11 protein-coding genes and 2 riboswitches are annotated in these 13,442 nt (G+C 40.6%); of the genes, 6 read left to right on the top strand and 5 right to left on the bottom strand.

Annotation, left to right across the window (positions count from 1 at the left end):
* The first annotated feature begins 278 nt into the window (after positions 1 to 278).
* Both helD and BM098_RS05830 read left to right on the top strand, forming a co-directional pair.
* Positions 279 to 2,618 carry an RNA polymerase recycling motor HelD gene (gene helD / locus BM098_RS05835; RefSeq protein WP_089831372.1) on the top strand — a complete coding sequence of 780 codons (2,340 nt, stop codon included), beginning with the start codon at positions 279 to 281 and terminating at the stop codon, positions 2,616 to 2,618.
* Between the two features lie 211 nt (positions 2,619 to 2,829).
* Positions 2,830 to 3,669 carry an aldo/keto reductase gene (locus BM098_RS05830; protein ID WP_089831370.1) on the top strand — a complete coding sequence of 280 codons (840 nt, stop codon included), beginning with the start codon at positions 2,830 to 2,832 and terminating at the stop codon, positions 3,667 to 3,669.
* Positions 3,670 to 3,778: 109 nt separating this feature from the next.
* Here the strand turns inward: BM098_RS05830 and nagB are convergent, their stop codons facing one another.
* From nagB to BM098_RS05815, 3 genes are read right to left on the bottom strand one after another with little or no spacing between them, the layout of a single operon-like run.
* Positions 3,779 to 4,540, bottom strand: coding sequence for a glucosamine-6-phosphate deaminase (nagB, locus tag BM098_RS05825; protein WP_089831369.1), 762 nt, complete (start codon positions 4,538 to 4,540; stop codon positions 3,779 to 3,781).
* Positions 4,537 to 5,691 (bottom strand): N-acetylglucosamine-6-phosphate deacetylase, encoded by a 1,155-nt coding sequence (gene nagA / locus BM098_RS05820; protein WP_089831367.1) that lies wholly within the window; start codon positions 5,689 to 5,691, stop codon positions 4,537 to 4,539. The genes nagB and nagA overlap by 4 nt, the downstream gene beginning before the upstream one ends.
* A gap of 17 nt (positions 5,692 to 5,708) precedes the next feature.
* Positions 5,709 to 6,536, bottom strand: coding sequence for a MurR/RpiR family transcriptional regulator (locus BM098_RS05815; protein ID WP_089831365.1), 828 nt, complete (start codon positions 6,534 to 6,536; stop codon positions 5,709 to 5,711).
* 287 nt (positions 6,537 to 6,823) lie between these two features.
* Here BM098_RS05815 and BM098_RS05810 point away from each other — a divergent pair, with 287 nt between their 5' ends.
* Positions 6,824 to 8,194 carry a hemolysin family protein gene (locus tag BM098_RS05810; RefSeq protein WP_307725236.1) on the top strand — a complete coding sequence of 457 codons (1,371 nt, stop codon included), beginning with the start codon at positions 6,824 to 6,826 and terminating at the stop codon, positions 8,192 to 8,194.
* 40 nt (positions 8,195 to 8,234) lie between these two features.
* On the opposite strand, the gene thiW is transcribed toward BM098_RS05810, so the two are convergent.
* Positions 8,235 to 8,759 (bottom strand): energy coupling factor transporter S component ThiW, encoded by a 525-nt coding sequence (gene thiW / locus BM098_RS05805; protein WP_089831361.1) that lies wholly within the window; start codon positions 8,757 to 8,759, stop codon positions 8,235 to 8,237.
* 47 nt (positions 8,760 to 8,806) lie between these two features.
* Positions 8,807 to 8,913: riboswitch (TPP riboswitch) on the bottom strand.
* 136 nt (positions 8,914 to 9,049) lie between these two features.
* Here thiW and BM098_RS05800 point away from each other — a divergent pair.
* The 3 genes from BM098_RS05800 (at position 9,050) to BM098_RS05790 (ending at position 12,396) form a co-directional block, all read left to right on the top strand.
* Positions 9,050 to 9,901 carry an HAD family hydrolase gene (locus tag BM098_RS05800; protein WP_089831359.1) on the top strand — a complete coding sequence of 284 codons (852 nt, stop codon included), beginning with the start codon at positions 9,050 to 9,052 and terminating at the stop codon, positions 9,899 to 9,901.
* Between the two features lie 5 nt (positions 9,902 to 9,906).
* Positions 9,907 to 10,008: riboswitch (purine riboswitch) on the top strand.
* 114 nt (positions 10,009 to 10,122) lie between these two features.
* Positions 10,123 to 11,910 (top strand): adenine deaminase, encoded by a 1,788-nt coding sequence (gene ade, locus BM098_RS05795; protein WP_089831357.1) that lies wholly within the window; start codon positions 10,123 to 10,125, stop codon positions 11,908 to 11,910.
* Positions 11,911 to 12,096: 186 nt separating this feature from the next.
* Positions 12,097 to 12,396 carry a hypothetical protein gene (locus tag BM098_RS05790; protein ID WP_089831355.1) on the top strand — a complete coding sequence of 100 codons (300 nt, stop codon included), beginning with the start codon at positions 12,097 to 12,099 and terminating at the stop codon, positions 12,394 to 12,396.
* Positions 12,397 to 12,731: 335 nt separating this feature from the next.
* Here the strand turns inward: BM098_RS05790 and BM098_RS05785 are convergent.
* Positions 12,732 to 13,442: IS200/IS605 family accessory protein TnpB-related protein (locus tag BM098_RS05785; protein ID WP_200795834.1), on the bottom strand; the 711-nt coding region annotated here is incomplete at its 5' end.

Below are 13,442 nucleotides of genomic sequence, written 5' to 3'. Positions count from 1 at the left end.
TTTTACCTGTTGTTCTTGGTTAATGATAATTCCCTTCTTTCTATAAACTGTCTATGTAATTATTTCGTTGCTCTAATTAATTAGCATACCGGAATTCACAAGGATTTGGAAGAGATTTGCCCAAAAAGATGTATGAGACCGTTCTGCGTGTAACCGATTGGGTGATCCGACAGATTTTCCGGGTAATTTGAGTGTGTGGGCTAGTGTTTTTATGCATTATCTTCTACAATGAAGGGTAGATACACATAGCGACAGATACATTGAAGGGGAGAACGACAATGACAGAATACAATCAATCATTTGAAGAAGAACAAGAACGGTTTCATGAGGTGAAAACTGTCATCAAAAACCGTCTGAATAAATTAATGAAACGTGTCAAACGGATTCGGACCGACGTGTTAGATTTACGGAAGGAGTTTTTTGAAGATGTCACCGTCAATTTAACGGAAATGGATGATGCGATTGAGACACAAGCAAGTTTGAAACAACAAGCAGAATTCCTCTCAGAACGTGAGCGTCACCACGACCAACAAGACCAAAGCTTTAGACAATTAACAAGGTTGTATGACCAGCCTTATTTCGGTCGCATTGATTTTAAAGAAGATGGTGAAACAGCAGTTGACGCGATTTATATTGGTACGTCATCTTTATTAAAGAAGAATGAAGAAGACTTCTACGTCTATGATTGGCGCGCACCAATCGCCTCGATGTATTATGACTACCCACCTGGTGCGAGTCAATATCAAGCGATTGATGAAACTATTACTGGTGAGATGACGTTAAAGCGTCAATATGTTGTCAAGCGCGGAGAGCTGGAGGGGATGTTTGATACGGGTCTTACGATTGGTGACGGTCTTCTCCAACAAGTACTCGGTGAAACGGCCGATACGACGATGAAAAATATCGTTGCCACCATCCAACAAGAACAAAACAAAATTATTCGTCATGAGAAGAAGAAAGACCTCATTGTCCAAGGGGTCGCAGGAAGTGGTAAAACATCGGCCGCTTTGCAGCGGATTGCCTATTTACTCTACCGTTTCCGTGGTGAATTAACCGCGGAACAAATGCTGCTATTTTCACCAAATCCACTGTTTCATACTTATGTCTCACAAGTGTTACCCGAACTTGGTGAAGACCAAATTGAACAAGTAACTTTTTATCATTATCTAGAACAAGAACTCGGTCGCCGGTTTGTGATTGAAACACCGTTTGATCAATTAGAAGTATTATTGACAGGAGAAGTGACTGAGTCAAGACAGGTAAACATGCAATATAAGGCCTCACTTCAGTTTAAAGAGAAAGTTGATCACTATTTAGAACAGTTAAAATATCGTGGCTTGGCTTTTCGTAACATTCGTTTTCGAGATCATGTGATTGTGTCAAAACAAGAACTGTCGCGTTACTTTTATAAAATGGATCAAAACGAATCGGTTCAGGTTAGATTAAGCCAATTACGTGATTTTATCTTGGCGTCACTCAAAGAAGAACAAAAACAATTAATGGACGCCGATTGGCTAGAAGATGAATTAGAGCTATTAGATTTAGATGACTACCAAGCCGCGTATGAACAGATTGAGGGTGAACAAGATACGATGGATTGGTTTAATCAAACCGAGCGCGAACAACAAATTTTAAAATTACGGTTAATTAATAAACTGTTCAAGCCGCTTCGAAAAAAAATAAAACGTCTCCAGTTTGTTGATACAAAGCGAACATATCTGCGTTTGTTTGATCACGCTGATGCGACCGATGAACAGTTTAATCACGTCCGTTTGGAGACTCGGCAACAATTATTGGATAATTTCTTGACATATGAAGACGCAACACCGTTTCTTTACTTTGAAAAAGTTTGTCTCGGGTTTGATGAACAGGGTTCCATCCAGCATGTGATTTTAGATGAAGCTCAGGACTACTCATTATTTCAACTTGCTTATTTAAAGCGCATTTATCCTAATAGTCAAATGACGTTATTAGGTGATGTGCACCAAACGTTATATTTACACGGATTAAATGATGATCATGTGCTAAAAAGTCTGACAGATGCTGATGTGTTAACGTTAAATAAAAGTTACCGAGCGACAGAACAACTCGTGAATTTCTCTAAAGGTTTAGCCAAACAAGATGCTTACACAATCGAACCGTTCGTTAGACAGGGTGACAAACCAAATATTTATGAAGTAGAAACCGAACAGATGATGATGCATAAGATTTATGATGAGTTACAAGCATTTCAAGCTCAGGGTTTTGAACAACTGGCAATCATCACAAAAACTAAACAAGAAGCGAAGAAAGTCACTGATTGGCTTCAGCTAAATGACACACAAGCTCATCTTGTGACAGTAGAAACCCATGAATTTGAACCAGGTATCAAAGTTTTACCTGTCTACTTAGCCAAAGGGATTGAGTTTGATGCGGTCATTGTCTACGACGTATCGGAAAAACATTATTATAATGAACTTGATCAGTATTTACTTTATACGGCCTCAACCCGAGCGATGCATGCGTTAACGCTTGTCAGTCACCAAACGGTTGCGCCTTGGCTAAAGGCCGTTGACGCATCGACATATCAACATCATAAAATCATGGAAATTCAGCTTCCAAAAAAAGGAGATGCTTAGTAAGTAATTATGATATAAAGCGCCTGTTGGTGAAGCGATGAGACAATCAGGTGTCGTTTGCGAAGATATTTTTTGTTGTCATCAGAAGAATTAAACGTGTAAGTTTTAAGTCATCAAGACTTTTAAAACGTAAACAATTCGGGTAAACACTAAATGTGATTAATAATAACAGATAACGGACGAAATGAATCGTCTCAAGGAGGATTTTTATATGTTAAAAGACTTAACGAGTACAACGAAGTTGGCAAACGGTGTAGAAATGCCGTGGGTTGGATTAGGTGTCTTTAAAGTAGAAGACGGACCGGAAGTAAAACAAGCTGTCATCGATGCGATCAATAGTGGTTACCGCAGTATTGATACAGCCAGCGTCTATGGTAATGAGAAAGGCGTTGGTGAAGCGCTTAAAGAAGTTGATGTGAAAAGAGAAGATTTATTTATCACTTCAAAATTGTGGAACGCTGACCAAGGTTATGAGTCAACACTAACCGCATTTGAGGCAACGTTAGACCGGTTAGGTTTAGATTATCTTGATTTATACTTGATTCACTGGCCAGTGCCAGAAGCAAATCTGTATCAAGACACATGGCGCGCGTTTGAAAAGCTGTATCAAGAAAAGAAAATCCGTGCGATAGGGGTCAGTAACTTTAAAGAAGAACATTTAGAGACACTGATTCAAGGGTCTGAAATTACCCCGATGGTGAACCAAGTTGAGTTTCACCCGCATTTAACTCAAGAACCGTTGCGTCATTTCTGCCTGGATCACAACATTCAAATAGAAGCGTGGTCACCACTGAAACAAGGGCAATTATTTGATAACGACGTCCTACAGGTGATTGCTGACCGTCACAACAAATCAATCGCCCAAGTCTTGGTGCGCTGGGATATTCAAAGTGGTGTAGTCACCATTCCAAAATCAACAAAAGCTCACCGAATTAAAGAAAATGCTGATGTCTTTGATTTTGAACTGACATATGACGAGATGAAACAAATCAATCAACTAAATAAAGATGAACGAGTAGGACCAGACCCATCTACCTTTAATAAGCGCTAAAGCGCCATGTGACAGGTTAGTGGTTAGCTTCAAAGATAAAAAGCCATCCCCGGCAGTGACAAAGACTGCGTTGGGATGGCTTTTTGTTGATAGCTTTAAAAAATATGGATTACTTTGGTCCAACAACTTGATCGATTTGTTCAACTGATAAAAGGCTAGCCGCGTCGCGATCTAAGATAACGGTCACGTTTTTGTGACGGTGTAAAATCGATGCCGGAAAGTCAGGTGTTTCCTCACCGTTTAAAAGGCGGTAAACAGCTTCTTTTTTACTGTCGCCAGAGGCAAGTAACAAAATTTGTTTGCTTTCCATAATCGTCTCAATTCCCATCGTAATTGCATGAGTTGGAACGTCATCAATCGAATCAAAGAAGCGGGCATTAGCTTCGCGAGTAGAGTCATCAAGCTCAATCATGTGTGTACGTGTATCAAAGGGTGTACCGGGTTCGTTAAAACCGATATGGCCGTTGATACCAAGACCGAGAACTTGTAAGTCAAGATTATCGTGGTGGTGCATGTTTTGTTCATAATCACGGCAGGCCTTTTCATGGTCATCGGTATTACCAGGTGGGACAAATGTTTCATTTTGGTCAATATCGACATGGTTAAATAAATGTTCATCCATAAAGTGATGATAGCTGTTTGGGTCGTCTTTACCTAACCCAATATATTCATCTAAGTTGAAGCTGGTGACATGTTTAAATGACACGTCGTTATTTTGGTGCGCCTTAATGAGTGCTCGATACATACCTTCTGGTGTTGATCCTGTCGCTAGTCCAAGAACAGGCTTATCTTTCGTTTTAATTGTGTCGATGACGACATCTTTCGCGTAGTCACTTAAATGGTCATAATTTTGACAGACGATAATATTCATGTGAGATCCCCCTTATATGCTACCACACCTTTGGTGATGGTTTTGTCTAACTGTAAATCATGATTAATAATTAATAAATCAGCATCTTTTCCTACTTCAATCGACCCTTTACGGTCATAAACACCCAACTGTTTGGCTGGATTGATAGAAGCCATTTGAATAATGTCTTGAAGGGAGGTGCCATCTAATTTGAGCATGCGCTGGGCTGCTTCAATCATCGGTAAGACGCTACCGGCAAGCGTACCATCTTCAAGTGTTGCTTTATTGTCTTTAACGTGAACCGTTTGACCTCCGAGAGTGTAGGTTCCATCCTGAAGTCCTTTGGCGCGCATCGCATCGGTAATTAGTATCAACCGGTCGCTGCCAACGTTATTGTAAATCAGTTGTAACATCTCATTTGATACATGTATCCCGTCAGCAATCAGTTCGAGCTGTAAGTGAGAAAGTAAGAAACTTGCCCCAACTAAACCGACATCGCGGTGATGAATCCCGTTCATCTGGTTACAAAGGTGAGTGACTTGATTCACGCCGTATTTACTCGCTTGTTTCGCATCATCAAATGATACATCAGTATGCCCCATTGATACGTTCACACCTGTTTCTCGGAGCGCTTTAATAAACGCACCCGCATCATCTTCTTCTGGTGCCATTGTGACGGTTTTAATGTTGTTGCCGCTTAATGTTTGCCAGCGTTTGAAAAGCTCAAGGTCAGGCTTTTTAATATGCTGTTCAGGTTGGGCACCTTTCTTTTTGACATTCACAAACGGCCCCTCTAAATGAACCCCAAGTAGTTCAGCCATTCCGGATGGTGTTTCGGTATTTTTAATGTGAGTTAAAGCTGTCTCAATCGCATCGATACTTTCAGTCATCGTTGTCGCAAGAAACGAGGTTGTCCCTTCTTTGACAAGATGTTTGGCTATTTCTGAAATAGCTTTTGGGTCATCATCCATCGCATCATAGCCGTTCGCACCATGAATGTGGCTGTCGATAAAACCGGGGATGACGTATTGACCGCGGGCATCAATCACTTCATCTTCAGATGTATCAATATGACCTGACGTTAAAATGGCTGTGATTTTCCCATCTTTAATGACTAAGTCACCCGTTGCAATCGCATTTGGTAAATAGAGTCTGGCATCTTTAATATACATAGACGTATCCTTCCTTTCTAATACAGTTTATCCGCAGTAAACACGGTGATCTCTTCTCGTCTAGCTTTTGCGGCTGATTTATGCAGCTGAATATACGTTGTACAAAGAGCATCAATCACAAACAGTTGAGCGACTTTACCTGAGAGTGTTCCCCGTTCTAACGGATTCTCTTTCACATGTGTCAGAATGCTCTCATCACTCACCTTTGTGAGCGGTGACTTTAAAAAGCCGGTCAGACTGACAATATGGGCGCCTTTCTTTTTCGCAATGGCAGTACTTTCAATCAATGACTTAGTGCTGCCACTTAAACTGATTGTCAGTAATAATGTGTCAGGCGAGGCGTTGGCCGCACGCATAATTTGCGTATGCGTATCGGTGACAACATCGATATTTTTGCCGACCCGCATCAGTTGATTTTGAAAATCTAACCCGGCAATCCCAGAGGCTCCAATCGCAAACACAACGATATCTTTCTTCTGATCAATCAGATGCGCGACATGTTCGAGCTGGCGAGGGTCCAATAAACTGTGATTTGTCTCGATGGAATAAAGCATGCCGTCTTTTACCCGGGTATAGAGATCGGTCTCTTTTGTTTCATGAGTGGGCTGTTCTTTTGCTAGATCAAATTTAAACGCTTGAAAGCCACTGTACTGTAATTTTTTAAAAAAACGTAAGCTCGTTGCTTCAGCAACGTTTGCTTGTTCACTAAGCTCTGAGAGTGAGTGATAAACGACGGCATCTAAATGAGCTAGAATATAGTCATATAACTTTAATTCAGATTTAGTGAACTGATTTTTAAATAAGTCTAACCGCCGAGAGGCGGGAAGTGTTGAGTAATATTCCATATCCTCACCCTTTCTTAACACTATTATATCAAAATGATAGTTAACTATCAAATGTTATTTTAAAAATGATAGCAAATAGTCAAAATGAATCTAATTTAAAGACATTTACAGATTTTTTATGATGAGAGGTTTCGTTCGTCATGCGTTAGTGAATACTTAATGATGAACAGCCGCGAGGGCTAATCATACATGCGAGGTGAGCAATGAGTTAAATTCTTCATGTGAAATAGCAGACAACAAGAGGAAGGTTCGTTATACTAAGAATTAGATTATAAATTTAGGAGTGGATGACAACCATGGGAATAGCTGTCGTTGCATTAGTGATTTTAATTTCACTGAATGCCTTTTTTGCAGCATCAGAAATAGCGTTAGTATCATTGAATGATAATAAAGTGAAGCGGATGGCAGAACGAGGTGACAAAACCGCTCAAGCCCTTGATAAATTATTATCACAACCAGGACGATTCCTGGCGACGATTCAGATCGGGATTACCTTAGCTGGCTTCTTAGCAAGTGCGTTTGCCGCGGATGTATTTAGTGAACCACTAGCAGAGTCACTGAGTACGTTCTTGCCGCTATCAATTAACATGCTTGAAACGTTAAGCTTAGTGATTGTAACGATGATCTTGTCTTATATGACCTTAGTGTTTGGTGAGCTTGTACCAAAACAGGTCGCCTTAAAGCGTAAAGAAAAGGTCGCAAATTTCGCGGTCAAGCCGATTACGTTACTCTTTAAAATTAGTTTACCAGTTGTGAAGGTGTTAAACTTTTCAACAAATACTGTCTCACGCTTATTTGGCGTTGATCCAAATGATGAAGATGAAGATGTCACAGAAGAAGAAATTAGAATGATGGTCGATATTGGGGACGAGAAAGGCACCATTGAATCAAGTGAAAAGCGTTTGATTCATAATATCTTTGAATTCAACGATAAAGATGTCTCCGATATTATGACCCACCGCACCGAGATTGAAGCAATTGATGTTGAGTCAAACTTTGAAGACGTGATTGACATCATTAAAGAGCACCGTTATACGCGGTTTCCGGTCTATCGAGAAGACTTAGATGAGATTATTGGTGTCTTGCATACAAAAGACTTAATTGTCATGTTGGAGACAGATCAAGCAACATTTAACCTTGCTGAGATTATGCGTAAGCCGTACTTTGTGATGGAACACCAATCGATTGATACGTTGCTGACAAATATGCAACGGGAGAATATTCATATGGCTATTATCGTCGATGAATACGGTGGGACAGACGGTTTAGTTACTTTAGAAGATTTAATTGAAGAAATTATTGGTGAGATTTCGAGTGAGCACGGCGTGAGTTTAGATAATGACGAAGTGTTAAAGCACTCGCATCACGAGGCGACTGTGAAGGCGACGATTCATTTAACTGATTTGAATCATCTCTTTGGTTTAGAATTGCCGGTTGATGACTTTGAAACGCTGAATGGTTTTTTGACCGATTATATTGGTTCAATACCAGATCGTGATTATAAAGAACCGATTCATTACAAGAATGTTCAGTTTGATATTTTATCGGTCTCCGATAAGCGAATTGAAGAAGTCTATGTGAAAGTCGACCAAGAACAATCACCACATGTCCATCACGAGGACAACAAACAACCAGACACTGATGAACAAACAATTTAATGAAAACAGCCAAGCCGGGGATTCCCTGACCTGGCTGTTTTTACTTAGTTTGTGTGTTTGAAAAGTCTATTGGTGTGCGTTTAAATATCCGTTGCAACAACGCACCTTTTCTTATATACAACAAGAGGGCGATAAAACTGCCTGTGGCGCTACTAATAAAGAAACCAGGCACAAAAAAGAACAGTGATAAAGCTTCGCCTGTAAGTAACTGACTCATTTGACGGGAGACAACGGCTGCAATTAAACCCGTCCCAATTAATTCGCCCATAACAGCAGTATAAATTGATGGTTTGATCCGGTAAAAGAGTCCGGCTAAACAGGCACCAATCATCCCGCCGGGAAAGGCAAACAAAGTGCCAATCCCTAATAAATTACGCAGTAAGGCAACGGTAAAGCTGACCGTTACCGCCCGGTTTGTCCCGTAAAAGACGGCAAGAATCACATTCAATAGATGTTGAATGAAGAGGGCCCGGTAAGGACCAATGTTGATTGCCAAAAAGGTTGAACCAATCACACCAATCGCGACAAAAATCGCGGTTTCAGTAAGTGTTTGTGTTTTAAACATAAAAAAGAGCCTCCTTTGATCGTGAAAATACCTACGATAAAAGACAAGACCTGAGGTTACTACTTCCCTCCGCTAGTACGAACTAGATCAGGTCAATAAGGGTCAAAAACGGTATGTTTTCTCTCAGCCCACGTGGGCCCCCCTAGTAGTCTTTTAACAGTATGCGGTTTGATGTTACTGTAACATAGTCACAGCGATAAATCGACTGAAAATTAAGATATTGTGTAAGTGTCGCGCCGATAGCTTATTCATGCTATACTGATTTTTATTATAGATACGGAGGGATCGAGATGAAACAACCTCAAGCAATTTTTTTAGATATGGATGGGACATTACTACGTGAAGATAATTACGTCAGCGAAGAAACAATGACGACGATTCACCAAGTAAGAGACCAAGGTATACCAGTCTTTATTGCGACCGGTCGTGGTCAAAGTGAGATTTTAACTCGGACACCAGAAGGGTTCTGTGTTGACGGGATTATTAGTTCAAATGGAATGACGGGTTATTTAGATGAAGAATTATTGTTTCAACATACCCTTGATTTTTCACTTGTTAAAGAGGTGATTGAAGCAGCTCGCGAGTTAGAAATCTATTATGAAGTGTTCCCGACAACGGGTGAAGGTGTCGCACTAATACAAGATCAAGCGACGCTAGAAGCTGAAATTTCAGGTGAGAAACCAGCCGATATTTTAGGTAGTGAATGGAATGAACGTGTGGAAGCCATTAGCGGCGGGATTACGTGGGTTGACGAGATAAAAGATGTCGGTTACTCAAAGTTTTATTGTTTTAGTAAAGACCAAAAGAAGATCGCTCAGTGGAAAAGTCGTTTAAACGAGATTCATGCGCGTTATCCGTTCTCGACGTCCTCTTCAACACCAGCTAATGTTGAAATTATGGTGACAGAGAAAAATAAAGCGACCGGCATTCAAGGTATTTTAACTCGATTAAACATAGACCCGGCCAATATTCTCGTTATGGGTGATAGCTTTAATGACGTGCCGATGTTTGAATATGCGGGTTATAGTGTGGCGATGAAAAATGCACCGGATCAGTTAAAGGCGATGACTGATGATGTGACGCGTTTCACCAATGATGAAAACGGGGTCAGTGATTACTTGAAAACACACGTTTTATCTTAACGATGATTCATTAAATAATTGAAAGATGTATAAGTTTATGAATAGGCATAAGCGTTTCTACCTGAGTGACCGTAAATCACTGGACTACATCGATTGTGTGTCTTACACCACAGGTGTATCCAATCGATGGGTACAGCTGTGGTGTTTTTTTAATGATGTTTTCACGAAACAAATAAGTAAATAGAAGAATACACAATAAATAATTAAAGGGGAGCTATCACATGGTAAAACCACTACATGAAGTTAGTCAAACATTAATGGAAGTCGTGCAAGGGAGAAGTTATGCTGATACGGTGATCACAAACGGAACGATCGTGAACGTCGTGACAGGTGAATTAATCGCAGGGTTAGATCTTGTGATTAAGGATGAGCGCATCGCATTTGTCGGCGCGGCGAGTCAGATGATAGGTGAGGTAACCCAGGTTGTTGATGCGACAGGAAAATATGTCGCTCCAGGATTAATGGATGGGCACATGCATGTCGAGAGTACGATGTTTTCCGTTACTGGTTTTAGTGAAGCGGCCGTGAAAAAGGGGACAACCGCTGTCTTTATGGACCCACATGAAATGGCGAATGTGTTTGGTATTGACGGGGTGAAACGGATGCACGCAGAAGGTCAACAGGCCCCGATTCATGTATTTACGACGTTTCCTTCATGTGTACCAGCAACGGATGATTTAGAGGATGCTGGTGCAACGATTTCAGTTGAAGATGTTGAAGAAGGTTTAACATGGGACGGTGTTGTTGGCTTAGGAGAAGTAATGAATTATCCTGGGGTGATTCATCGCGATGAGAAAATGATGGGTGAGATTGATGCAACCTTAAAGCAAGGTTATCAACCGACAGGGCACTTCCCAGAAGGGACAGTAGAAGACTTGACGAGCTATCTATTAAGCGGCGTCACTTCTTGTCATGAGACAGTCACAAAAGAAGCGGCCCTAGAAAAACTGCGCCTTGGCATGTACGTCATGATTCGTGAAGGTTCGGCGTGGCAGGACGTGAAAGAAGTCATTAAAGTTATCACCGAAGACCATATTCATACAGATCATGTCATGCTTGTCACCGATGATATCTACCCAGAAACACTGATTCATCAAGGGCAAATCAATCATGTCGTCAGACGTGCGATTGAAGAAGGGGTTGATCCTGTTGTGGCGATTAAGTTAGCGACGCTTAATACCGCTCGCTATTTTAAACTGGACGATGACTATGGCAGTCTAACGCCAGGCAAAGTCGCTGATATTATCTTGCTGGATGATTTAAGCGAGATGAATATTACGGATGTATTTGTCAAAGGGAATCTAGTCGTTAAAAATAAGCAATTAATCAAAGAGACACCTGTCTATACTTATCCGGAACATTACTATCAATCGGTTAATGTTGGTAGACATTTGACAGCGGCTGACTTTAACTATCAGACAACCGAAACGACTTCGGTTAACGTCAACGCGATTGAAGTGATTGAAAATAGCGCCCGGACCAAGAAAAAAGTGGTGGCACTTCCTGTTAAAAACGGTGTGATTGAAGGTGACGTGAGTCAAGATGTAATCAAACTTAGTTGTATTGACCGTCACCATCAAACGGGACAAATATCTAATCAATTTGTGACCGGTTTTAAGATTAAACAAGGAGCTGTCGCATCTACAGTCGCACATGATAGTCATAACTTACTCGTGATGGGTGTAAATGAACATGATATGGCTATGGCAGCTAACTATCTGTCTGATATTGGTGGCGGTATGGTCTGTGTTTTAGACGGGGAAGTTATTGCCGCTGTTCCTCTTCCAATCGCCGGGTTAATGTCTGATCAAAAAGAAACAAAGTTACTAGAACAAGTGGAAGATTTAAAAGCTGGCTGGGTCCGTCTAGGTTCGCCGCTACATGCGCCGTTTATGACATTTTCACTCATTGCTTTACCGGTGATTCCAGATATTCGTATCAGTAATCGCGGGTTAGTTGATGTCACTACATTTAACTTAATTGAAACCATTTGTTCAGAGGATTGTTAAGTAGATTAAATGATAGAGGTAAGAGTAAAGGATACGTTAAAAGGGGACTTTCTAGACAATCATCGTTAAATCGAGTTGAAACTTCCTATGTACATTTGTATAATTGATTTAGAAAAAATACAAATTATGTAAATGACTTTACGCTTGGTCGAGGATATGTCAAGTGCAACTAATGGGAGGTGCAAAATGGAGCTCAAATGGAAATGGTTAAACGCGATTGTTATTACTTTACTGTTGGTGACTTTGCTTGTAGTTATATCGAAGGAGAAACCTAATGTTTCTGTTCATACAACACCACTCGACACAGTTTCAGTAAATGGGAGCGTGGAAGTCGTTAACTTAAGTGAGAATAGAATTGTCCTGTTTAGCGCGGATGTAAATTCAGGTAATTATGGTGATCTGATTGTTTTAGAATTCGATGAAGAAACACAATCACTAAAAGAAGTTACTAATCAAAATATATACTTAGATAAGTTTCTTGATTAACGGGATGTTTTTGATTAATCACAGGCTTAACCTCTATACCAGATAACTATATGGTCATCTGGTTATTTAAATTGATATGATTTGTATCAGTGTTATCTACTGTCGTTATTAAGCAGCAGTTGTTATTCATTTGTGTCTCATTTTTCTCGTCTAGAATAACTTGTGTGAATAAGTAAAGATAACTTTCAAAGCTCATCTTTACATGGTAAAATAGGTTTTAGATAATGAATTATTTTAATTAAGTTTAATTGAACTACCCCCACCTAACATTCTCACGAATGTTTGAGGAAGGGGATTCCGTAAGGACACCTTAAAGGCGACCCATGCTCGTTCAACTAAGCATAGGTTTTTCTACTTTCCAACCGACGCAAACCTATTTTCTCAACATCTATTAAAGCATGTTGGGGAAATAGTGCGCTCCAGGAGCACAACTTGCTTGGGTCGAATCGTTCTGTCTGATAGAACGTATAGGTTCTGACAAAAGACAGGGTACGCGTCAAATACGCCCAGTGCGCCCAATGATGTAGACCTTGTTTCTGCTCTGGAACAAGTGAATACAATATCGGTGGGAGTTTTTCTTTAAAGCCCATTGCCCGACGGGCAATGACATAAGCGGCTGCCATGTGAATGGACACACCGAGTCGCTTCATATATTTCATCTTGCCAATTTGACTGGTATAAGCAGGGTTAACAACGTAGACAGCCACCCCCATTTTTTCAGCTCTTGACTTGATCGCTAGGATCATTTTTTGATAAGCAAACTGACTCATTTGGCGATTGGCTTTCCTATTTCCATAAGGACGCGACACTTTGGACCGCGTTGTATCCAATTTTTCAATCGCGAGTGGTTTATGATGTTTAACGGCATAGTCAACGAGGACAATAACCTCTGCTTCGATGATTTTCGCCCTCTGTCCACTGGTTTTACCCTCTAAGTTAAACGGAAGGGTAAAGGCATCCACACATTGACCTATGGCGTTGATATTGGCGACGGCGATATGATTCACATTCAAATCAACACCAACCATACCCGTTGATGTTGAGGT

It is taken from the genome of Halolactibacillus halophilus (assembly GCF_900115605.1).
GTDB classification, from domain to species: domain Bacteria; phylum Bacillota; class Bacilli; order Bacillales; family Amphibacillaceae; genus Halolactibacillus; species Halolactibacillus halophilus.
Note: the sequence above shows the minus strand (reverse complement) of the source record. Positions and strands in the feature narration are given on the sequence as shown.

Bases quoted from the DNA above. Each gene is read 5' to 3' on its own strand.
- ade (WP_089831357.1), top strand. From the start codon at position 10,123: ATGGTAAAACCACTACATGAAGTTAGTCAAACATTAATGGAAGTCGTG.
- helD (WP_089831372.1), top strand. From the start codon at position 279: ATGACAGAATACAATCAATCATTTGAAGAAGAACAAGAACGGTTTCAT.
- BM098_RS05790 (WP_089831355.1), top strand. From the start codon at position 12,097: ATGGAGCTCAAATGGAAATGGTTAAACGCGATTGTTATTACTTTACTG.
- BM098_RS05830 (WP_089831370.1), top strand. From the start codon at position 2,830: ATGTTAAAAGACTTAACGAGTACAACGAAGTTGGCAAACGGTGTAGAA.
- thiW (WP_089831361.1), bottom strand. From the start codon at position 8,759: ATGTTTAAAACACAAACACTTACTGAAACCGCGATTTTTGTCGCGATT.
- BM098_RS05800 (WP_089831359.1), top strand. From the start codon at position 9,050: ATGAAACAACCTCAAGCAATTTTTTTAGATATGGATGGGACATTACTA.
- BM098_RS05815 (WP_089831365.1), bottom strand. From the start codon at position 6,536: ATGGAATATTACTCAACACTTCCCGCCTCTCGGCGGTTAGACTTATTT.
- BM098_RS05810 (WP_307725236.1), top strand. From the start codon at position 6,824: ATGACAACCATGGGAATAGCTGTCGTTGCATTAGTGATTTTAATTTCA.
- nagB (WP_089831369.1), bottom strand. From the start codon at position 4,540: ATGAATATTATCGTCTGTCAAAATTATGACCATTTAAGTGACTACGCG.
- nagA (WP_089831367.1), bottom strand. From the start codon at position 5,691: ATGTATATTAAAGATGCCAGACTCTATTTACCAAATGCGATTGCAACG.